The organism is Methermicoccus shengliensis DSM 18856 (assembly GCF_000711905.1).
GTDB lineage: Archaea > Halobacteriota > Methanosarcinia > DSM-18856 > Methermicoccaceae > Methermicoccus > Methermicoccus shengliensis.
Genome location: NZ_JONQ01000007.1, coordinates 255,433 through 277,925, shown reverse-complemented (window position 1 = coordinate 277,925; position 22,493 = coordinate 255,433). Strand labels below are relative to the sequence as shown.

Here is a 22,493-nt window from a genome sequence, read left to right as displayed (position 1 = left end):
GATTTCACATAACGTTTTGTGGGTATCTGAAGTCCTGAGTGATAGCGAAGGATTTGGGCGAAGGCGATAGCCAAAGCCAGATACCCGCTTGTTAGTCGCACCCCGTAGGGGTCGGAGCGACTTTAAGGAGTGGAGAGTTCGGAAACCTGCTCCGTACCTTTTATTTTCACGCATCATGTTAACCCCAACTTTTCTTTAAATATTTCAATAAATTGACTCTTTCTCCCTTCATTGTAGAATGGGAAACCAATTAGTTTGTATTTTTTGTTTTCTCCAAATAATCTCGGTTCAATCTTAATCTGGTATTTTTTCTCAATTTCTTTTAAGAAATCTTCTTTCCATTGATCCGTTTTTATTAGATGTTCCCCCTTTGGTTCTATGAAAAGCTGGTATTGTTCAATCTCATCTGAATTTTCTTTCTTCAAAAATAACAAAAAATCCGGTTCCATAGCTTTTCCATCCGAAAATCTATAAATCTTAAATAAGCTTGCATTTCTCAATAGATATACCTCGCTATATTCTTTTTTCAGATCTTCTATGACTCCATCAATAAATTTAACAAAAGATTTTTCTTCATAAGTACCTTAGTTTTCATCATAAATATACCAATCTTTATCTGCTATATTTAATTGTAAATCTGGGTGTTTTGGGTTACTCATAGGCACACCATATTCTTGATCACCATAATCTCCAACATTAATTTTCAGTTGTTTGTCCCGGACTATTTTCTTAATTTCGATTGGTATGAAAATTTCTGTCCCCTTATACTCAACATATTCGTTTAAAATCTCATTTTCCAATTGCATTAACACATTTAAACACACTTTCAGTTTATCTTCTGGTGTGAGATTATCTAATTTTTCCTTTGAACTTGTGATGTCAACGGTTATACTTTTCAAAGACTCAATAAATTCGCTGGAAGAAGTCAGAGATGGGAAGTATTTTTTAAGGTTGTTAAACCTATAGAAATCAAGTTTTGCCATTGCCTTTCTTAAGATTGTATCTCCAAAATCACCCAATTGAAATGTTTTGGTTGTTGTTTCAAGAGATTTGCTATTAGTTTCACCTTCTTTTAAAATCACATCTTCTTTAACAAATCCTGTTGGTAGTTTGTATTTATAAGTCTTATCTATTTTGATATCATCTACGGTTTTTATTCCACTTCTATCAGCTTCTACCCTCTTATTTACAAAAAGAACCCCTTTTTTCCAGAATTCTGTATTTTTAATTGTGGGCTTCACTTTCAATACAATCTCTTTTTCTTCGTAGGGCATAATTCCGTATTCCTTTAGTGCCGTTGTGAGCTCCTGTATGTATCTTGGATTGTGTTTGCTATGGTAATAAAGTTCTTCAATAATTTTCAGTCCATGCTCAGGCTGGTTATCAAATTTTCTTTTGAATGGATCATCGTCTTCATTGAGTTTAAAGGGATAATATCTTGCTCCCCTACCAATTAGCTGTCTTTCTGCAATCGTGGTATTTCCTGGTATATATCTACCATCCCTTGTCCAGTATCCATCTCTCGTATCATAGAGTCTGACTATATCAAAAAGGTTAAGAACGTCCCAACCTTCATCGAGCATCTTAACTGCAAATATAGCTCTAATCTCGTTGTTTTCATCTTCAAGAGTATTGAGTTTAATTTGTTTTTCCTTGTCTATGTTTTCAGAATCAAGCAGAATACATTTTTCCTCTGAAAAATCCTCTTTCAATTCAGTTATGAGATTATTGGTTGTTATCCCTTCCCTTTCGAAGTAATTAAAGACTTTTTCCAATATGGTTCCGGTAGCATTTGATTTGATGGTCTCTATATCACTCCCACTCAAATTGTCCATTTTTTCTCTAAATAAATCATAATTTTCTTTAGACTCTTTTATGCTCTTAGATTTGAATAATATAACAGGCTTTAACCTTATCCCGTATTTTTCCGCAATTTTTCTTCTGTATTGGCTTAAAATAACTGCCTGCAACATCCTTTCCCAGTTTTCTAAATCTGCCTGCAAAACCTTAACCTCTTTTGAATAACCATCAATTCTAAACTGCTTTAAATCATATTCAAAAATTATTTTGTCCTTATACTTTTCATAAATTGCAGGATTATCCATATCAATGGTAGCGGTGTATTCAAGCATTATGTTTTCAGGGTTGGATTTGAGAATCTGCATAACTGTATATTCCCAAGTCTTTTTCATCTCTTCTTCTGTCCTGTTGAGTCTATTTCTTGTCCATGCGTTTATGTGGTGTGCCTCATCGGATACTAAAACAATCTTCTTATCCTTAAAATCCTCAAATGTGATTGAATTTTCCCTAAAAAGATTTAACTGGCTGTGTAGTCCCTGAATTGTTGTGAAGATGATGTTTATGTCTTCTTCATTTGCCTCATCAAAATTGGAAACCTCTCTTATTACAACTTCTTTATCCCCAAATTTTATCCTTTCGTTGAATAGATATTTTGGGGATAGAGGATTCAGGAAGTTATCCCTTGTTTTTTCTATTATATTTGTGCTATTCACGAAAAATAGGAAGTTCCTATATCCTTTATTGTAAAGGTAAAGGATATCCGCAGCCATCAAAAGGGTTTTACCGGAACCTGTTGCCATATTGAATAGAAGTTGTGTTGGTTTTTTTCTGTTGGGGTTTTCTTCAATGTAGTGAATGAACCTTGCTATGGCTTCAATTTGATAAGGTCTTAATTTAAACCTTGGATTGAGATTATCTTCAATATATTTAGGGATGTCCTTCTTAAGGTAGCCCATTTTTGATAGAACATCGTATTCCTGACTTAATTTTTGACTACTATTCATTCGTTATCCACTCCTCGGAAATAATAAAATCTAAGAGAGATATAATCCTACCTGGTGAACTTATAGGTGGGTCTTTTTTAAAATTGACATCAAATACTTTAACCTTAGAAATGTCTTCAGGTCTGTATGTGGTACCTTCTCCCATATGATAGTACACAATTTTAAACTTGATATTAGACATATTACACAAATTCGAGATTAATTTAAAGTTTGGATAATCGTTTTTGTAGGGTGTCCAAGAATCGAGGGGAATCTTTGATCTTTTAATTTCAAGTATTGCTATTGGGATGTTGGAATTGAGATGTATAATCCAAAGATCTATATCTGATACTGTAATCTCATCTCCCAAATTATCTCTTTGCCAATTATGATAAGCACTGGATGTTTTATCGTTAAGATATTTTTGGGTGGTGGAATCTTTAATTGGCAAATCATATGTCTGAAATATCTCTTTTAGTTCATTTAGTGTCAATTCTCTAAACTCCCCACACTGTTCTGCAAAATAAACTTTATCTATTTCTTCAACACCAACTTCAAATGCTATACAAATGAATGGGAGACCCGATTTTTCGGATAAATATTTTAAACGAGCATAGGATTCTTTATTAAAGATGTCATAGAGGTTTTTATAACTCTCTTCCATATGGACCCCAGCAACTAACACAAGCAATTTAGGAGTCGAAAATTTATCACCATAAATCAACTCCCAAACATTAATATCTGAAAATTTAAACTTATAACTGTTACGAAGGAACTGATATAATTTGTTATCAGTATAATATTCCATAATTAGCACCCCCCATACAATTCTTTGTTTAGTTTCTTATTCATTTCACTAACATTGTAAATATCATCATCAATTTCACTGTAATTCACATAAAGGTCATTATATTCGAGCATCTCAAGTAGCAATTTCTTTTGCTCATCTAAATTTAGAGCCTTGAACTCTTCAATATTTTCATCAAATAACCTTGGATCAACCCTATAGCTTAAAAATCCATTGTGTTTCATATCTTCCCATATTTTCAAAAGTTCTTCTGTTGTCTCAGCATCTCTTATTCTCTCAATAAAAGGTTCATTTAACTTCATTAATTCCATATAAACAAAATCGCCACCGCCTTGCCAATTTACTGCTTTGGATATGCCAGTTTGATCGCCATTAATAACATTTTTAAGCCTCGACAAAGCGCTATTTTTTCCATAGTCCAATTGTTCAATACCAACATATTGGCGTCCTATTTTGTGCGCTACCGCACATGTAGTTCCTGTCCCCATAAAAAAGTCTAATACTATATCTCCAGCATCGGTATTCATTTCTATAACCCTTTTTAGAAGCTTTTCGGGCTTTTTCCCTTTCCGTAATACTATCCCGCCCTCTTTAGCTATACCCTGAAATGGAATATCATTCCAGATATTCGTTAATAGTTCCACAGTCGTTATTTTTCCATTTATTTTCTGAACTTTATCTTTGTAAAACAAAATTCTTTGTCCATTTTTTAAGTATATATCGGGATATCCCTCTCTTTTTTGAATAAAAATTTTATTAGGAATTCTCTTAGATAGATCTATTATTCTTTTAGTTTCTTTACCAACGCCTGAATAATTTGGTTCGGCAAATCTCACAATTCTTTCAGGGTATTTTTCTATAAGCTCATAAATAGTGCAACCATATTTCTTCAAAGCTTCGCTGATTGGGATAAACTTCCATTTATCAACTCCTTCATCATAATTTTCTATAAATAAAGAATATGCTTTATCATAATCTCTGGGAACATACTGTATATGGTATTTCCACATTCTTTTATTTTTTGCGTATCCTATTATGTAATCCGTAACATTTATCGGTCCCGGATTAATTGCTTTATGTCCGGTTGAAGCGCTTCTTTTAACTGTTACAAGAGAAATATAGTTTTCACGTCCAAAAATTTCATCTAAAAGAACTTGTAAATAAGATAATTCATTATCGTCGATATTAATCCAGATGCTACCATCTTCACTCAACAACTCTTTTGCCACTTCCAATCTATTTTTCATAAAAGTCAACCATGTAGAATGCTTAAAATTATCATTATACTGAAACTCATCCCCTCCTGTATTATACGGCGGATCAATATAAATCAACTTCACTTTCCCTCTAAACTCCTTTAAAAGTGAATGCAACGCTAAGAGATTGTTCCCCTTAATAATCAAATTATCCGTTATTGTATCTTCCGGTAATCCTCTTTTCCTGTTTATTTCAGCATCTCTTCTGAAACCATCAAGCGGATGTTCTCCATCTTTATCTATCCTTTTAAAGTTGGTAAAAACCTTAGGTTCTAATAATCTATCAATCTCATCAGGAGCAAGAATTACATTGTGGAAAATCTCTTTTCTCTTCTCATCAGGTTTTTCCTGTCCGCCTTCAAGAACACAATCCTTATATGGCCACACCAAAACAACTTCTTTACTCTTTGCTATGTATTTACCATTTTCATTAGCAAGTCCTATCTTATTTTTAAAAGCAGTGTATGAATCAGGGAGAAATTCCTTATTGTCTATGAATTTCATGAATTTCTCTTTATCAAAAACCAAAATACCATCTACATCCTTAAAGAAATGTTCCTTTATCCGTTCGTTTTTCAATAGAAGTTTAATCAATTCCTTATCAAGTTTTAAAGCATGTTCCACTATCTTGTTTTTTAATAGTTTTCCTTCAGCATCTACAAATCGTGTATCTCCCTTAAGGAGCTCTTTCAACTCTCCCATCAATGTCATTTTATTCTCCTCCATATTTTTCTTTTCAAGGGGCAGGTTTCCGAATTGCGACTAACGTGTATTCCACGCACTTTCTATTTGCATAATCTTCCAAATAAGAGTTAAAGCGAACTTTTATAAAGTCAGATTTCATACAATTTTCTATGGACTTGGATATTAAAAAGCTTACGCCGCAAGAAAAATACAAGCTGATAGGTAAGCTCATTGAAGAAATAAAGCTGAGAAAGTACTCTTACCAAACAGGAAAAGGCATTTCAATTGTAAAGAGATTTCTGAAATCTGGCAAAACACCGAGAGAATTTCTGCTTTCTTATTCCAACAAAGGCAGATCAACAATGAGGGTTGTTTATTTCGCTCTGAAATTCTTTTATGAAAAATGTTTTGCATGAAAAATTCAATGAAAGTTTACCTCTGGCTTTCGAACCACGCAGAGACGCAAAATCGTTAATCTTTTGTTTTTCACCACACCAACAATAAGTTAACAGAACCTTGGAGAGACATCTTTATATATTAGTTATGAAGAGTAGCGGAAAGGTGAGCGGGTGAAAGCTGATTTTACACACTAACCCCCACTCCCCAGCCCGCTCACATCCCTCTTCTTTCGGATAGCAGCCTTCTGATCTCCCGTATTCTTCGCACACACACCTCGGCTATAAACAGGAGGAGGGCTGCATACAGCAGGTAGGGGCGTCTGTCCACCTTCACGAGCTTTGTGGACGCCGTCTTCTCCTTCATCCTCTCTCTAAGGTACAGTGAGAGCTCCTCTGGAGTGAGCACCTTCCCACCATAGTCCCTCACGATTTTGGCCGCCTGCTCGCTGAAGCCCACGTCCCTGTACTCAATTGGATAGTTTACGCACAGGGGATAGTCTGATATGTAGAGGATTCCCGAGTGCTCAGGGGTGATGGTGCTCATGTACTCGTTGTCCCCCGTCCTCTCGAACTGCAGCGCTCCACCGCCCACTGAAAGGGTCGGTGGGCTCTCGGATCTCACCCACAGGGTGGCGCTCTGCCCCAAAAACACGTCGTCCACCCTAACGGCGAGTGGAGCGTTCCGCTGGGGGTCACCGATTGCCCAGTTCATCATCGCAGATATCAGCTTGGCGTTCTGCTCGGAGTACAGCACAGAGGCCCAGCCATTGCCGTTGTCGGTGCTGAGTGCCACAACCCTTCCGAGCCCGTATCTGCCCACCGTGAGCACTGGCTTGCCATTGGACAGGGCGATGAGCCTCTCTGAGCCAATCTTGGGCGTGACCTCGTTGTAGCCCGTGATGTTGCCGCTAACATTCACGTAGCGGGTGATGAAGTGCTCTGAGTTCACCTTCGTCAGCCCATAGCTCGTGAATCTCTCGGGCGGCTCCTCGGGTGGCGGCTCCTCAGCCTCCTCGTCCCCGAATCTGAGGTTGATGCCGAATCCGCTGGTCACGTAGTAGTACTCGCCCCCGACCTCCTTCATGAGGTCCTCTGCATACGTGCCTATGGGTTGTCTGGTCTCCACCACCACAAAGTGCATCTTCACGCCCTGTGCTGCGAGCTTTTTCGCCTGCTGTAGCGTCGGAGTGTACACATTTTGTATCGCCCCGTCGGACACGATGATGATGTGCTTGCTTCCCGGGGCATTTTCCAGCAGCTTTCCGGCAAGGTCAAGCCCCTTGTTCAGGGATGTGGCGCTGCTTCCCCCTGCCTGAAGCCTCGCGATTTTGTCTATCAGGGCCTGCAGGTCGAGCCCGCCAGAGAGCGACTTTAGCCCGTCCGTTATCTCGTGGGCATCGGTGCCGAACGCCACCACGCCTATGCGGTCATATATGCCCATCTGGAGCAGCATGCTCACCACTATGGCCTTTTCGATGTCAGTTATCTCGTATATTCTGGTGCTTCCAGAGATGTCTATGAGGATGACAACACTTCTCCCCCCTCCATACGTGCTGGGCTTTGACTCCACGGGCAGCATGCTCTCGAACGCTGAGCCAGAGTAGTCGCCAAGGTTGTATGCCCTGTCTCCTCCCACCACCACCAGTCCGCCACCATCTGCCACAAACGTCCGAAGCTCTGTGAGCTTGCTGTCGTTGAGTGCCGAGATGTACTGGTTGTCGAGCACGATGGCAGAGTAGCCCGTGAGGTTGTCGGGAAGCTCCTCCCTCATGGTGGTGGCATAGAGCTCGTCGAGGGCGGCTGATAGGGGGGAGCTCTCCCCCGAGATGAGCAGCACTTTGGGCTTGTCCACCACGTAGATGCCCTTGGTGAAGACGTTGTTCTCCTCCCTCATGTCCTCCCCATCGGGCTGCATCCTCACCGTGAGCAGGTGTGCCCCCTTGGTGTCCATTCTGTGGGTGAACTCTATGCTGGAAGTCCTGTTGGAAAGCTGTAAATGCCTTTTCATCACCTCCTTCCCGTCGATGCTTGCCACGAGGGTGCATGCTGCGGGTAGATGAGCCGCCCTCACCACTATGGTGAACGTGCTCTCACTGCCCACCACCACGTTCTTCGCACCGAGCACCTCCACACTCATGTCGTTGCGTATGGGAGCATCCCTCACCATGAACACCCGCGAGTTCAGGTAGGAGGCAAGCCTCACAGCGTCTGCGAAGTCCGCTCCACTGTTGCTGTTGCCATCGCTCACGAGCACGATGTTGCTGTTCTCGTGGGCGTTCTGGATTATCGTGTCCCCCAGCGCCGTGGTGGTGCCCGTAAGGCTCACGATTTTGGGGGGAGTGATGCTTGAGATGATGGAGCGCACACTCTCAAACCTGGCATCATCAAAGAGCATCATGCTCGGCGTCTGGTCGTGCACGAGCACCACGCCCGGACTCTCCTCTGCGCTCGAAACGCTCACCCTCTCAAAGGGAGAGGCAATCGCGAGCACAAGCAGCACGATGAGCACGAACCTCGAGAGCACCATCCATCTTCCCCATCCCCTCCGAAGGGCAATGAGAAAGGCCAGCACCACAAGGGGCACGCCCACGTATATCACATATGGGTGCTCGAAGCTGATCAAAGCTCACCCCTCCTTCTGAGCACCACCATCTCCAGCAGGGCAGCTGTGAGGGCGCCAAGAATGGCGAGCCATCCGAGGTCCAGTTTTCCACTCTGCCGTCGGGTGATGGCTCCCTCACCAGAGAACCGCTCAACATCCTGCACGCTCACCCCCACCGCGTTCACATCGCTCTCCCTTGGGTTGAGCATGCTAACGGCGTATTTCTGCTCACCCACAGTGTATATCCCCACCTCGTCCAGCAGCAGTGTGTTCGTCCTGAGCTGCTGGGTGGGCGTTCTCACGAGCACCTCCTCATCGAATGTGAGCAGCGCCCCTGCCCTCAGGTTGTAGGAGTTGACGTCTTCCACTCCTGTAAGCCAGCTGATGAGTTTTAGCCAGAATATGGGATACTCTGGTTTGGAGGGAAAGTTGTCCCATTCCCCTGTGTCGCTCATGCCAAGATACACCACCTTCCCCCTGCCCACACTCCAGTAGGCGAGCACTGGCGAGCCATCAGAGGAGGAGACGAGCACCGTCGCTCCCTTCTTAGGTATTGCCCCCAATGACTGCTTTACGCTGACCTCGTCGAAGGGTATGCCCTCCACGAGCTCGTGCGACCTCTTTATCATGAGCACCGTCTCGTTTGTGGTGTTCACCACCTCCACTGGAAGCAAGGGCTTTAGCACCTCGTCCTTGAGCAGTGCATCAGAGCCCAGCACCACCACGCTTCCGCCCGCCTCGAGGAACGTCTTTATCCCAATGCCCATCTCCTCTGGTGTGGTGAGCCCCTCGTCCGCCAGCACCACCACGTCTATGCCAGCAAACTCCATCTGTCCCTGCTCTCGAGAGCCCAAGAGCACGTTGTTCTCAGGGGGCACCGAGAGCGCCACATGGGCAGGGGAACCCTGCCTTCCAACGAAGAGCACGTCTCTTTTAGCCGTGGGTGGAATGGATATGTAGGCGACGTTGTCGGCCTTCAGCCCGTCTGCCACATCGAGCTCTATCCTGGTCGTGCCAGTGTGCACGTTGGATACGGTGTATGTCTTGCTCTCGTGGGCTGCGAGCTCCCTTCTCTCTGATACCGTCCCACCCTCGGTGGTTATCTTCACCGTAAAGCTCACGGGTCTGTCCATGTAGTTTCTGACCTCATAGGTGTAGGCGTATCCAGCATGGGCACGCTCCAGCACCCCGCTCACGATTCCGACATTATCTGAGGCACGTCCGACCTTTACGAACACCACGTTGTGCCCGTCTGCCATTGCCATGGTGCGGGCGGTGATGGGGGAATCGCCCTCGTAGGAGGAGAAGTCCGAGAGCACCACCACCGTGCCCTCGCCCCTTGGTAGCTTTTGGGAGGCGAGCAGGATGGCGCTGGCAAGGTCGGCCGATGTGGCACCAGCCCTGAGCTCAGAGAGCACTTGTGCTGCCTTCGTGGGGCTTGCACCCTCCACAGCGAGGATGGGTAGCTTTTCTGCGAGCACAATGGTGTTGCTCTCTCCAAGCATCTCGTGAGCCCTCTGGATTGCCTCCTCAAATCTTCCATCTGCCTGCATGCTGGCAGAGGCATCTATCACGAGCGCCACATTCCCCTGTACGACAGCCTGCGAGGTGGGAAGGAATGGGCCAGCCGCCGCAAGGGCAATCAGCACCACAAACAGCATCTGGAGCAGCAGGAGGGGGTCTTTTATGAGCCTTTGAAACAGACTTGTGAGCCTCTTGCTCTCCTTTGTTCTTAGAAACAGCATTACTGAGGGGACGAGCCTCTGAACCGTCCTGGGCTTTAGCAGATACAGGATTACTATGGGGATGATGCCAGCAGCTGCCAAAAGGGCGTTGGTGTTCTCAAATAAGATACCACCAAAGATATCACCACCTCCTGCTCACAATCTCAAACAGTGCATCAAACACAGGGGTATCGGTGCGGAACACAAAGAAGTCTGCACCCACATCGCTTGCTGCCTTCTCCAGCGTGAGCACGTGCTCATTTAGCCGCTCTTTATAGCGCTCGAGAAATCGTGGGCCCACATAGGTCTGCACGACCTCTCCCGTCTCACTGTCCACGAGCTTCACGTCGCCCATTAGCCGTGGCTCGCTTTCATCTGGAGATAGTACCATCACCACGATTAGCTCGTGCTCGCCCAGCCTGTAGATGGCATCCTTTGCCTCCTCCACATCCACCAGCATGTCGGATATGAGCACTACCAGAGACTTCGTGCGCAGTGTGGAGGAGAACCGCTCCACAGCTTCTCTCATGCTGGTGATTCCCTCGCTCTTTAACCCCTCTATCTCAGAGATGACAGAGAGCAGGTAGCCCACGCCCCGTTTTGGTTGCCTCACCACGAGCCTGTCCGAAAATGTGGAGAAGGCGAACCTCTCGTTCTGCTTGCACACCAGATATGCCACGCCCGCTCCTATCATGAGTCCATACTCCAGCTTGGTGGGCTCTCCAAAGCCCATGCTCTTGGAGATGTCGAGCAATATGTGGGCAGTGATGCTTTTTTCCTCCTCGTACTCTTTGACGTACAGCCTTTCTGTTCTGGCATACACCTTCCAGTCGATTAGCCTGATGTCGTCTCCCCTGTTGTACTGCCTGTAGCCAACGGACTCTGTCCCCCTCCCATACCTCACAGAGCGGTGGGCTCCAGTGTATGCGCTGGAAACCCGCTTTCTCACCATCAGGGTGAACCTGTCCAGCTGCTCAAAGAACTCGAGGTCTATCATTTGAGCCACTCACACGCTCTTGAGGATATTGCTTATCACCATATCCGATGTGAGCCCCTTGCGCTCGGCTTCGAACGTGAGGATTATGCGGTGTCTGAGCACTGGATATGCCATGGCATCCACATCCTCCCTCGAGACAAAAGACCTACCGTGTATGAACGCCCTTGCCTTTGCTGCGAGGATGAGCCCTATGGAGGCTCTGGGGGATGCTCCGTAGGCAATCTCGGGGATGCTTCTCCTCGTGGCTGTGATGATCTTAACCACTCTCTGCTTGAGCTCGTTGGATATTGGCACATCCCTCGTGAGCCTCTGAAGCATCAGCAGCTCTTCCCTCCCCATCACCCTTTTTACATCTGGCACCACATTGGTGGTGTATCTGTCTATTATGGCCATCTCCTCTTCGGGGGAGGGATAATCCATCTGTATCTTCAGCAAAAAGCGGTCGAGCTGGGCCTCTGGCAATGGAAACGTGCCTTCCATCTCGATGGGGTTCTGCGTGGCCAGCACAAAGAAGGGCCTCTCGAGGGGAAACGTCTCCCTTCCAACCGTGACGTGCCGCTCCTGCATTGCCTCCAGCAGGGCACTTTGGGTCTTGGGGGAGGCACGGTTTATCTCGTCTGCGAGCACGATGTTGGCGAACACGGGCCCCTTCTCGAACCTGAACTGCTTTCTGCCATCCTCTTCCTCGAGGATGTATGTCCCGGTGATGTCCGAGGGCATGAGGTCGGGCGTGCACTGTATTCTCGAGAACTTGAGCTCCATGAGCCTTGCGAGTGTGGAGATCGTCAGCGTCTTTCCAAGTCCAGGGTTGCTCTCCACAAGCGCATGCCCATTGCACAGGATGGTTATCACCATATGCTCGAGAGCCTCCCTCTGTCCCACTATCACGCGCTCGAGCTCGCCAAACAGGCTGGAAAAGAGCTCGGACGCCCTCGTAAGCACTTCTTCACTCATACATCATCCCTCATTATCCACGTTCGGTTAGCATCTCAAAGTATCTTCTCACGATGTCGATGTGCTCGCTGGGAAGGCGCTCGGAGTAAACCTCATACGACTCCACATCCACCGGGTACTGGGGGGTGATATTAAACATGGTCTGCTCGGTGGTGTTGGTATCTCTCACGAGCACCTCTGATCCCCCTCCCGAGTATATGGTGAGGTCGAGGGCTGCCCCTTTGATTTCTGCCAGTCTTGCCTGTCCGTAAAGCACCTCGCTCCCACCCTCGAGTGCCGAGCCCGCAGTGGTGCTCTCCTTGGTCTCCACGTCCTCGTTTGAAGAGAGCATCCCCGAATCTATGCCGAGACTGTCTCCTATGCTCTCAATGTGCTCTCCAGCCATCTGGATGGCTGCAAGGCTGTGAGGGAGCAGGGCAAACACAGTGACTATGGCGAGCAGCACGCCCACCCGCTTGAGCACCCTCTCCACATAGAAGAAGTCGGAGAGGCTGACGCCCCGAAGGGCCATGTCCACCTCTCTGGCAAGCCTTCTCATGAAGACGTTATCGAGCTGGCGGTTATCGCATGCACACGACAGCCTGTCCCTCAGCTTCACGTACCGCCTCTCCAGCATTCTGATGACATCTTCTTCCTTCTGCGTTCCCATGAGCACCATCCCTGCACTGGTGATGAGGGTCGAGAGCGCGCACGTGTACATCAGGGCATGCCATATCACCACATCCCCCACCACCACATGACCATTATCGAACTCGTACAGAATGAATGGAACGTGCAGCAGTGTTAGCACGAGGTGTATACCGAGGAATAGCACCACGGCATCCAGCACCCGCAGGCTGGCCGATGTCCGTCTGTAGGCTTTTCTGAACTCCTTGAGTGCCCTCACGAATGAGTACATGCCCACCTCATGGACTGACGGGAGTGCCTCCCATCTCCTCAATCTGCCTCTTTAGTATTTGGATATACTGTTCCTTGGCCGCGAGCGCTTCTCTCAGTTGCTCATTCTCGGCTTCCAGATTGTTGATTCTCTCCTGAGCTGCGGCATACTCATTGGAGAGCTGCTCGTACTGGGTGGCCACCACGCTGCTCGTGTGATGATATTGCTGCTCAATCTCAAAGTACATGTTCTGATAGTACACGGTGAGCCCCGCAAGGCTCACACTGAGCACCACCACGAGAACGAGCAGCCATGTGTTGACATCCCTCTTCATGCCCACCGAGCAGGTAGATGGGCGACATGCGTTATAAAGGCTATTGGTGGAAAGGTGGAAAGGTGGAAAGAAATAGGGAGATCAGCTGTGCAGCACGATCTCTATGTTGATGTCCTTTGGCACCTGAATGCGCATGAGCTGCCTCAGTGCCCGCTCATCGGCCTCCATGTCAATGAGACGCTTGTGCACCCTCATCTCCCAGTGGTCCCATGTGGCAGTGCCACCACCATCTGGCGACTTTCTGCAGGGCACTACCAGACGCTTGGTGGGAAGTGGTATGGGCCCAGAGATGTATATCCCCGTCCTCTCGGCTATGCTCTTTATCTGGGAGCATAGCTCATCGAGGTGGGCGGGGTTGATACCTGACAGTCTGATACGAGCCTTTTGCGTCATATATGCCTCTCAAAAATAGAGGTGGGGGAGACCCTCACTTCTTCTTGACATCTATGACCATGCCAGCAGCGATGGTCTGCCCCATGTCTCGGATGGCGAATCTGCCAAGCTGGGGAATCTCCCTGACGTTTTCAATCACGAGAGGCCTAGTGGGCTTCACCTTCACGATTGCAGCATCCCCTGCCTTTATGAATGTGGGGTTCTCCTCCTTCACCTGTCCTGTCCTTGGGTCGAGTTTCTTCTGTATCTCTGTGATGGTGCATGCCACCTGTGCGGTATGGCAGTGGAACACTGGAGTGTAGCCTACTGTGATGGCGCTCGGGTGCTGGAGCACCACGATCTGGGCGGTGAACTCATCGGCCACCGTGGGCGGGTTTGTGGTGTGGCCACACACGTCGCCCCTCCTGATCTCGTCCTTGCCCACACCTCTGACGTTCCATCCGATGTTGTCTCCCGGCACTGCCTCTGGAATCTCCTCGTGGTGCATCTCGATGGACTTCACCTCGCCCTCGACACCCGGGGGCATGAAGACCACCTTGTCCCCCTTCTTCATCTTGCCAGTCTCCACTCTTCCAACTGGCACGGTGCCCACACCAGAGATGGAGTACACGTCCTGCACGGGCACCCTGAGAGGCAGGTCCACGGGCTTCTCTGGCTCCTTGAGCAGGTCGAGCGCCTGAAGCACCGTGGGTCCCTTGTACCATGGTGTGTTCTCGCTCAGCTTGGAAACGTTGTCGCCCATGAAGGCCGAGGTGGGGATGAACGTGATGTCGTCTGGCTTGTAGCCCACCATCTTGAGCAGCTGGGAGATGTCGTTCTTGACCTCCTCATAGCGCTTTTGGTCATACTTGACCATGTCCATCTTGTTGATGGCCACTATGAGCTGGTTGATGCCCAGCGTTCTGGAGAGGAACACGTGCTCCTTGGTCTGAGCCTGGACCCCCTCCGGGGCTGCCACCACGAGAATGGCTGCATCGGCCTGAGAGGCTCCAGTGATCATGTTCTTCACGAAATCCCTGTGCCCTGGGCAGTCCACGATGGTGAAGTAGTACTTGTCGGTGTCGAAGCGCTTGTGGGCAACATCGATGGTGATGCCCCGCTCCCTCTCCTCCTTGAGGGAGTCCATCACCCATGCGAAGGCAAAGGACTCCTTGCCCTTCGCCTTTGCCTCCTCCTTGTACTTCTCGATGATGTGGGGTGGCACCACCCCTGTCTCGTATAACAACCTCCCCACGAGGGTGGACTTGCCGTGGTCGATGTGGCCTATGATCGCCAGATTCATGTGGGGTTTCTCTGCTGCCATCTTTTATTCCTCCAATAAACATGCTTTTGAAGCGTGAGCACACTAACAATATCTCTCCTTTTAAATGTTTCCCTTCCTTTTAACTTCTTCGGCGGGAAGCCCCTTCCGTTAGAGGGGTAGTTCACGGATATGAGGATGGCAGGGGTGAGCCAGCTACCCCGCCCTGACGGACGGGGCTTGTCCCTCAAAGGGACTCGGGTGGCTGACAGCACCCCAGTGAGTTCCGCTGCAGACCCCATAGGCAGTTTTGCCAATCGTGAGAAGGCAATCACTCGTTTTTCAGCTCCTCTATGAGCTGCCTTGCCCTGTCCACTCTTATGACGCCCTCCTGCACCATCCTCTCGGCAACGATGTCCACCAGCTTCCCCTCCGCTCCAGCCGCGATTGCCACATTTCTCGAGTGCAGACTCATGTGTCCCCGCTGGATTCCCTCGGTCACGAGTGCCCTGAGGGCGGCGAAGTTCTGGGCAAGCCCCACGGCAGCCATCACCTCAGCCAGCTCTGAAGCGCTCTTTACCCCAAGAATCTTCACGTTGGTCTGGGCTGTGGGGTGCGTTCTGGTGGCACCACCCACGAGCCCCACTGCCATGGGAAGCTCTATGGTGCCCACGAGGTCTCCGTTGGCATTTTTCTCCCATGTGGAGAGCGGCTCGTATCGTCCATACCTTGCTGCATAGGCATGGGCTCCAGCCTCAATGGCTCTGGTATCGTTTCCTGTTGCGAGCGCCATTGCCGTGATGCCATTCATGATTCCTTTGTTATGGGTGGCGGCCCTGTATGGGTCTGCCTTGGCGAGCGCATGGGCATCGAGGATGCCCTCCACCACCTCATCACCCCCTATTGCGTCCTTGGGAAACACTGCCCTTGCCCTTGCCAGTCGCCTGTCGGCGAGGTTGGATATGATGCGAAGAAGGGGCCTTCCCCCCGTGATATGGGCGAGCGTGGGTGCCACCGCCTCTGCCATGGTGTTCACAGCATTCGCACCCATTGCATCACGGCAGTCCACGAGCAGGTGCACCACCACCATCGCACCCCTCGGGGTGTCCAGTACCCTGACCTCGATATCCTTTGCCCCTCCGCCGTGCTTGACGAGCACCGGGTCCTTGCTGTTGGCAATTTCGAGCACCTCTTCCTTGCGTCTTATGACCTCCATCTTCGCCCCAAAGGGGTCGGGCACCCCCAGAAGCTGCACCTGTCCAATCATCACCGGCGGGGTGCTGCTCGTGTAGAAGCCCCCTCCAGCCCTTGCCATCTTGGCTGCATTGCTGGCAGCCGCTATCACCGAGGGCTCCTCTATCGCCATGGGGATTAGGTAGTCCTGGCCGTTTATGAGGAAGTTCACTGCTATCCCAAGCGGCACCTCCATAAGTCCTATGACATTCTCCACCATCCGTTCTGCCACATCGAGGCTGAGCGCTCCCCCTGAAAGCCCCCGCGTCTCATCGTCCGTAAGGGAGGCAAACCGCCTCACATGCTCTATTCTCTCCTCTCTGGTGAGCTTGTAGAATCCTGAAATCCTCGAGCTTCTCTCTACCATCTAAACCCCACCGTGAGTGAGTGCAGAATATATATAAGGGTGTGGGGCACAGGGTGTGGGCACTTCACTCCTGTGAACACTTCCGAGAATCTCTCTTTTATCGCAATCCCACTACTATCTGTGGGATTTTGTGAGTGCTTTTTCGGCAAATCGAGAAATGCTTATACTTAATTTGGATAACTCTTTTTATGCACACAAAAGAACAGCCTGATGAGAAAAGCTCTGACATCGAGCCTATTATGACGCTCACACCAGAAGAACTCCAAGACAGTAACACGAGCACGAGAGTAAAAGGGTCTGAGAGCCTTCTGGAAAAATACGAGCCAGAGCAGATGAACGAGCTAATCAAGATGGTATCAGAGCATTTCACATACATGGGAAAGCTTAGTGGCGAGGCGCTGGTATTTTTTGCGGGCATCGTCGAGCGCCGTGGTGGGCTACCTTCTCACATCTGAAGCGGGAGTTGAGCGAGGAATAAATCATACACAGACAAACTTTAAATAAGGCAGTAGCCTGTTAGAGGTTGCTCGTCCGGAGCTCTCATATTCATCTCGAAGAGGTAGTGGCAGATGGCAAGAGCAAAGAAGATGGTTGACCGCATAAAGGAGCTGATGCACAAGCCAGAGCGCATCAGAAACATCGGCATCGTGGCGCACATAGACCATGGAAAGACCACGCTCACCGATAACCTGCTTGCGGGCGCTGGTATGATTTCCAAGGAGCTTGCTGGAAGGCAGCTCTTCATGGACTATGATGAGGAGGAGCAGGAGAGAGGCATCACCATCAATGCCGCCAACGTATCCATGGTGCACGAGTACGAGGGCGAGGAGTACCTGATTAACCTCATAGACACCCCAGGGCACGTGGACTTTGGAGGGGACGTGACACGGGCGATGCGCGCAGTGGACGGCGTCGTCGTGGTGGTGGATGCCGTGGAGGGGGCGATGCCCCAGACTGAGACCGTGCTGAGGCAGGCGCTAAAGGAGAACGTGAAGCCTGTGCTGTTCATCAACAAGGTGGACAGGCTCATCAACGAGCTCAAGGTGGACCCGCAGACGATGCAGATTCGCCTTGGGAAGGTGATAGACAGCGTGAACAAGCTCGTGCGCGCCATGTCCGAGGAGAAGTACAAGGCTGGCTGGAAGATGAGCGCTGCAGATGGCAGCGTGGCGTTTGGCTCGGCGCTGTACAACTGGGCAATCAGCGCAGCCTCCATGAAGAAGAATGGCATTGGTTTCAAGGAGGTCATCGAATACTGCAAGAGTGGGAGGATGCGGGAGCTTGCAGAGAAGTGCCCGCTCCACGAGGTAATCAACGATATGGTCATCCGCTTCCTACCCAACCCCTTGGATGCACAAAAGGAGAGAATCCCCGTCATCTGGAGGGGGGACATCGACAGCTCCATTGGCAAGGCCATGATGAACTGCGACCCAGATGCCCCCATTGCTCTCATGGTGACCGACATCTCCGTTGACCCCCATGCAGGTGAGATTGCGAGCGGAAGGCTGTTCTCTGGCACCATAAAGAGAGGTGATGAGCTGTACATCTCGGGCACTGGCAAGAAGAACAAGGTGCAGCAGGTGGGCATCTACATGGGCCCTGCGAGGGAAGAGGTGGAGGCAATTCCAGCTGGTAATATCGTGGCCGTGAGTGGTCTGAAGGATGCCATCGTGGGCTCCACAGTGTCCTCTGAGCCCATGGAGCCCTTTGAGGCGATAAGGCATGTGAGCGAGCCAGTGGTCACCGTTGCCGTAGAGGCAAAGAACATGAAGGATTTGCCAAAGCTCATCGAGGTGCTGCGGCAGATTGCCAAGGAGGACCCCACCCTGATTGTGACTATCAACGAGGAGACTGGAGAGCACCTGCTTGCGGGAATGGGTGAGCTTCACCTCGAGGTGATAGGACACAAGATTGAGCGTGATAAGGGTGTGCCCATCACCACCTCTCCACCCATCGTGGTGTACCGTGAGACTGTGACCACCAAGAGCGGCATCATAGAGGGCAAGTCTCCCAACAAGCACAACCGCTTCTACATCGAGGTTGAGCCCCTCGAGTCCGGCGTGCTCGAGCTCATCAGAGAGGGCGAGATTGATATGAAGATGCCAGAGGTGGAGCGCAGGCAGAAGTTCATCGATGCGGGGATGGACAAGGAGGAGGCAAAGGGCATCACCCACATCTATGACTCCAACGTGTTCGTGGATATGACCAAGGGTGTGCAGCACCTCAGAGAGACGCTCGAGCTTGTGCATCAGGGCTTCGAGGAGGTGATGAGAGGGGGTCCAATGTCCAGAGAGCCTGTGAGGGGCGTGAAGGCGAAGCTCATCGATGTGAAGCTGCACGAGGATGCAGTGCACCGCGGTCCTGCGCAGGTGATACCCGCAGTGAGGAACGCACTGCATGCTGGCATCCTTAAAGCCAACCCCACGCTGCTCGAGCCCATCCAGAAGGTGTTCATCCACGTGCCACAGGATCAGATGAGTGGTGCTGTGAGGGTGATACAGGGAAGAAGGGGCGTAATCCTCTCGATGTCTCAGGAGGGAGACATGAGCATCATCGAGGCAAAGGCTCCGGTCGCAGAGCTGTTCGGCTTTGCTGGCGACCTCAGAAGCGCCACAGAGGGAAGGGCGATGTGGAGCACAGAGTTTGCGGGCTTCGAGCCAGTTCCACCAAACCTCTTGCCACAGGTGGTGCGCCAGATCAGACAGAGAAAGGGGCTCAAGCTCGAGGTACCCTCCCCGAGCGATTTTGTGGAGGGGTGAGCCTTGTGGAGGGGTGAGCCCCACCCCCCAAGCCAATAGCCTTATCACCTCTTCGATATAGAGGTATAGCGACGATGTCGGGCAGTGAGGAGTACAGCTCAGAGCACATCACGGTGCTCGAAGGGCTCGAGGCAGTGCGAAAGCGTCCCAGCATGTACATTGGGGGCACGGATAGCCATGGGCTTCACCATCTGGTGTACGAGATTGTGGACAACAGCGTTGACGAGGCGCTGGCTGGCCACTGCCACAACATCGAGGTTGTGCTGTATCCCGATGGCTCTGTGAGGGTGGTGGACGATGGCAGGGGCATCCCCGTGGATGTGCACCCAAGGTATGGGAAATCCGCCCTCGAGCTCGTGATGACAACCCTCCATGCAGGTGGCAAGTTCTCCCACGAGCTCTACAAGGTGTCTGGTGGGCTGCATGGTGTTGGGGCATCGGTGGTGAATGCCCTTTCCGAGTGGCTCGAGGCAAAGGTAAGACGCAACGGAAAGCTCTACTACCAGCGATATGAGAGGGGCAGGCCCACCACGTCCGTGGAGGTGGTGGGGGAGGCAGAGGGAACTGGCACAGATATATGGTTCAAGCCAGACCCGCTGATATTCGGGAGCTGTGGCCTTAAGTATTCCATCCTCGCGGATAGGCTGAGGGAGCTGGCATTCCTCAACAGAGGTGTGAGATTCACAATCAGGGACGAGTCCACGGGAACGCAAGAAGAGTTTGAGTATGAGGGAGGCTTAGTCTCCTTTGTGGAGCATCTAAACCGCAACCGGACTGTGTTGCATAAGCCTCCCATGTACTTTGTGCGGGAGAGGGATTCCATCATTGTGGAGATTGCCATGCAGTATACCGATGGCTTCCTCGAGAGTGTGCATGCATTTGCCAACAACATCAACACCATCGAGGGCGGAACGCACCTTACGGGCTTTAGAGCTGCGCTCACGAGAACTGCCAACGAGTATCTGAGAAAGCGGGGAGAGAAGGTGGAGCTCACGGGCGAGGACGTGAGGGAGGGTCTTACTGCCGTGATCAGTGTGAAGCTGCCCAACCCACAGTTTGAGGGGCAGACCAAGACCAAGCTCGCCAACAGCGAGGTAAAGGGCGTTGTGGAGTCGCTGGTTAGCGAGGAGCTTGGATACTTCTTGGATGAAAACCCCACTGTGGCGGAGACCATACTGAACAAGGCATTGCAGGCAGCCCGTGCAAGGGAGGCAGCTCGCAAGGCGAGGGAGCTAATACGAAGAAAGAGCGCTCTGAACGGAAGCTCGCTTCCGGGCAAGCTCGCAGACTGCACCGAGAGCGACCCCGAGAGGTGCGAGATATATATCGTGGAGGGCGATTCTGCGGGTGGCAGCGCCAAGCAGGGCAGGGACAGGCGCTTTCAGGCCATCCTCCCCCTCAGGGGAAAGATACTGAATGTGGAAAAGTCGAGGCTGGATAAGGTGCTCTCCAACACGGAGGTCAGTGCCCTGCTCACCGCTCTTGGATGTGGTGTGGGGGACGAGCTGGACATCGGCAAGCTCAGATATGGCAAGATTATAATAATGACCGATGCCGATGTGGATGGTGCCCACATACGCACTCTGCTGCTCACCCTGTTCTACAGGTACATGCGCCCCTTGATAGAGAGAGGGCATGTGTACATTGCCCAGCCGCCCCTCTACAGGGTGTTCAAGGGCAAGAGGGAGCTGTATGTGTACTCGGAGAGCGAGCTCCAGCGCGCAATCGAGGAGCTTGGTGGGGATGGTGTTGGGGTGCAGCGCTACAAGGGGCTTGGCGAGATGAACCCCTCTCAGCTCTGGGAGACCACGATGAATCCCGAAAGGAGAACGATACTGAAGGTCACGCTCGAGGATGCGATATACGCCGATGAGATATTCTCCGTACTGATGGGAGAGAGGGTGGAGCCCAGAAGAGAGTTCATACGGGCCCATGCGAAAGAAGTGGTGAACCTCGACACATGATTAGCCCATCTGCGACCTCTCGACGATACACCTCAGAAAGGCGGGGGAGGGAAGCTCGTGGATGGTCGTTGCAATCACAACACCCCTTCCATGCTCGAGGGACGCTGTCACAATCTTCTCGAACTCATCACGACACAGAACCCTCCATCCGCTTTTCTTTTCGGGCAACAGGTACCCATCACACTCTGCATGGACCTCATCCACGATTTGGCACGCTCCATCTTCGAACCTGAGGTTTCTTGCCCCATACTTGCTCACGTATTCTATGGGCTCTGGAAGAAACTCCAGTCTCGTGCTTCTAAGGGCTCCAAACACCACGAGCACCCCTCCCCTTTCCACAAAGCTCGTGAACACTCCCTTCAGACGAGAAAGCTGCCCCCCAATCTTGGTGTACTTGGGCTCGGCAAACCCGGTTGGGATGATGAGCACCTTTGCTCGTGGGGCAAACGGGCTTGCGAGCACGAGGGGCTCTATCCTTGCAGAAGAGGGCACGTGCTCTGCGATATAGCGCTCCATGAGCAGCTTTGAGTCCCATAGCAGTGCTATGTCCATCACCATCTCTCCTCGTGCACGTTCTCGTGGGTAAATCTTGGGGGCTTTCTTGGCCTTTCTGCGCTCACACCCACCGTGACTATGGCTGCGGGCACCACACCCTCTGGTACCCCAAGGATGCGGGCAACCTCCGCCTCATCAAATGCCCCAATCCAGCACGTCCCAAGCCCCATGGCATGGGCGGCGAGCAGGATGTTTTGCACAGAGGCTGCTGCGTCCTGATGGGCATACAGCATCCCTCGTTCTCCATATCTGGAGGTGGAGCGGGGAATGTTGGCACACACCACGATGAGCACGTCCGCGTCTCGCACCTGTGGCTGTCTTAGCGATGCCATGGCGAGCCTGTCCTTCGTGGTCGCGTCCCTCACCACTATGAAGTCCCGTGCCTGCAGGTTTCCAGCAGATGGGGCATCCTGCCCTGCGCTGATGAGCACATCGATTTTTGCATCGGGCACGTGCTCTCCCGTGTATCTCCTTATTGAGCGTCTCTCGGCTATTGCTTCCAACACATCCATGACATCCATGATGGACCCCATACCATGTGCGCCCTTCACCTATAAGTGATGCT

General features: G+C 50.3%; 19 protein-coding genes. 4 read left to right on the top strand and 15 right to left on the bottom strand.

Features of this window, described 5'->3' with window-relative positions; translation table 11 throughout:
- Window positions 1-173: 173 nt before the first annotated feature.
- The 4 genes from BP07_RS08985 to BP07_RS01810 all read right to left on the bottom strand — a co-directional run bounded on the left by BP07_RS08985 (window position 174) and on the right by BP07_RS01810 (window position 5,558).
- Window positions 174-500, bottom strand: a complete 327-nt coding sequence (locus tag BP07_RS08985) for a hypothetical protein (protein ID WP_211247035.1) — start codon at window positions 498-500, stop codon at window positions 174-176.
- An 84-nt stretch (window positions 501-584) separates the two neighbouring features.
- The gene (locus tag BP07_RS01820) at window positions 585-2,804 is read right to left on the bottom strand and encodes a DEAD/DEAH box helicase family protein (protein ID WP_211247034.1); all 2,220 of its coding nucleotides are present in this window, start codon (window positions 2,802-2,804) and stop codon (window positions 585-587) included.
- Window positions 2,797-3,507, bottom strand: a complete 711-nt coding sequence (locus tag BP07_RS01815) for a hypothetical protein (protein ID WP_169736229.1) — start codon at window positions 3,505-3,507, stop codon at window positions 2,797-2,799. The genes BP07_RS01820 and BP07_RS01815 overlap by 8 nt, the downstream gene beginning before the upstream one ends.
- 86 nt (window positions 3,508-3,593) lie before the next feature.
- A complete protein-coding gene (locus BP07_RS01810; protein ID WP_042685057.1) occupies window positions 3,594-5,558 on the bottom strand; it encodes a DNA methyltransferase in 1,965 nt (654 codons plus the stop codon).
- 143 nt (window positions 5,559-5,701) lie between these two features.
- Between BP07_RS01810 and BP07_RS01805 the strand changes: the two genes are divergently transcribed.
- The gene (locus BP07_RS01805; protein ID WP_042684769.1) at window positions 5,702-5,947 is read left to right on the top strand and encodes a hypothetical protein; all 246 of its coding nucleotides are present in this window, start codon (window positions 5,702-5,704) and stop codon (window positions 5,945-5,947) included.
- Window positions 5,948-6,143: 196 nt separating this feature from the next.
- On the opposite strand, the gene BP07_RS01800 is transcribed toward BP07_RS01805, so the two are convergent.
- The 9 genes from BP07_RS01800 to BP07_RS01760 all read right to left on the bottom strand — a co-directional run bounded on the left by BP07_RS01800 (window position 6,144) and on the right by BP07_RS01760 (window position 16,650).
- Window positions 6,144-8,552, bottom strand: coding sequence for a vWA domain-containing protein (locus BP07_RS01800; protein WP_042684765.1), 2,409 nt, complete (start codon window positions 8,550-8,552; stop codon window positions 6,144-6,146).
- On the bottom strand, window positions 8,549-10,384 hold the full coding sequence (locus tag BP07_RS01795; protein WP_276624625.1) for a vWA domain-containing protein: 1,836 nt from the start codon (window positions 10,382-10,384) through the stop codon (window positions 8,549-8,551). The genes BP07_RS01800 and BP07_RS01795 overlap by 4 nt, the downstream gene beginning before the upstream one ends.
- Window positions 10,385-10,397: 13 nt before the next feature.
- Window positions 10,398-11,252: a DUF58 domain-containing protein gene (locus BP07_RS01790; protein ID WP_042684759.1), complete on the bottom strand. Its 855-nt coding sequence runs from the start codon at window positions 11,250-11,252 to the stop codon at window positions 10,398-10,400.
- A 9-nt stretch (window positions 11,253-11,261) separates the two neighbouring features.
- A complete protein-coding gene (locus tag BP07_RS01785; protein ID WP_042684756.1) occupies window positions 11,262-12,206 on the bottom strand; it encodes an AAA family ATPase in 945 nt (314 codons plus the stop codon).
- A gap of 13 nt (window positions 12,207-12,219) precedes the next feature.
- A complete protein-coding gene (locus BP07_RS01780; RefSeq protein WP_042684753.1) occupies window positions 12,220-13,104 on the bottom strand; it encodes a DUF7502 family protein in 885 nt (294 codons plus the stop codon).
- 7 nt (window positions 13,105-13,111) lie between these two features.
- The gene (locus BP07_RS01775; protein ID WP_157203027.1) at window positions 13,112-13,423 is read right to left on the bottom strand and encodes a DUF3450 domain-containing protein; all 312 of its coding nucleotides are present in this window, start codon (window positions 13,421-13,423) and stop codon (window positions 13,112-13,114) included.
- 75 nt (window positions 13,424-13,498) lie between these two features.
- Window positions 13,499-13,810: a 30S ribosomal protein S10 gene (gene rpsJ, locus BP07_RS01770; protein ID WP_042684748.1), complete on the bottom strand. Its 312-nt coding sequence runs from the start codon at window positions 13,808-13,810 to the stop codon at window positions 13,499-13,501.
- Between the two features lie 34 nt (window positions 13,811-13,844).
- The gene (gene tuf / locus BP07_RS01765; RefSeq protein ID WP_042684746.1) at window positions 13,845-15,113 is read right to left on the bottom strand and encodes a translation elongation factor EF-1 subunit alpha; all 1,269 of its coding nucleotides are present in this window, start codon (window positions 15,111-15,113) and stop codon (window positions 13,845-13,847) included.
- Between the two features lie 268 nt (window positions 15,114-15,381).
- On the bottom strand, window positions 15,382-16,650 hold the full coding sequence (locus tag BP07_RS01760; protein ID WP_042684744.1) for a hydroxymethylglutaryl-CoA reductase, degradative: 1,269 nt from the start codon (window positions 16,648-16,650) through the stop codon (window positions 15,382-15,384).
- 188 nt (window positions 16,651-16,838) lie between these two features.
- Between BP07_RS01760 and BP07_RS01755 the strand changes: the two genes are divergently transcribed.
- The 3 genes from BP07_RS01755 (at window position 16,839) to gyrB (ending at window position 21,373) form a co-directional block, all read left to right on the top strand.
- Window positions 16,839-17,105, top strand: a complete 267-nt coding sequence (locus BP07_RS01755) for a hypothetical protein (RefSeq protein ID WP_157203026.1) — start codon at window positions 16,839-16,841, stop codon at window positions 17,103-17,105.
- 114 nt (window positions 17,106-17,219) lie between these two features.
- On the top strand, window positions 17,220-19,409 hold the full coding sequence (locus BP07_RS01750) for an elongation factor EF-2 (protein WP_042684739.1): 2,190 nt from the start codon (window positions 17,220-17,222) through the stop codon (window positions 19,407-19,409).
- Between the two features lie 74 nt (window positions 19,410-19,483).
- A complete protein-coding gene (gene gyrB, locus BP07_RS01745) occupies window positions 19,484-21,373 on the top strand; it encodes a DNA topoisomerase (ATP-hydrolyzing) subunit B (protein WP_042684737.1) in 1,890 nt (629 codons plus the stop codon).
- Here gyrB and BP07_RS01740 read toward each other — a convergent pair whose 3' ends face one another.
- Together BP07_RS01740 and BP07_RS01735 are read right to left on the bottom strand one after the other, a co-directional pair.
- Entirely contained in the window at window positions 21,374-21,925 is a 552-nt protein-coding gene (locus tag BP07_RS01740) for a hypothetical protein (protein ID WP_157203025.1), read from the bottom strand.
- Window positions 21,925-22,449 carry a nitroreductase family protein gene (locus tag BP07_RS01735; protein ID WP_211247033.1) on the bottom strand — a complete coding sequence of 175 codons (525 nt, stop codon included), beginning with the start codon at window positions 22,447-22,449 and terminating at the stop codon, window positions 21,925-21,927. The genes BP07_RS01740 and BP07_RS01735 overlap by 1 nt, the downstream gene beginning before the upstream one ends.
- Window positions 22,450-22,493: the final 44 nt, after the last annotated feature.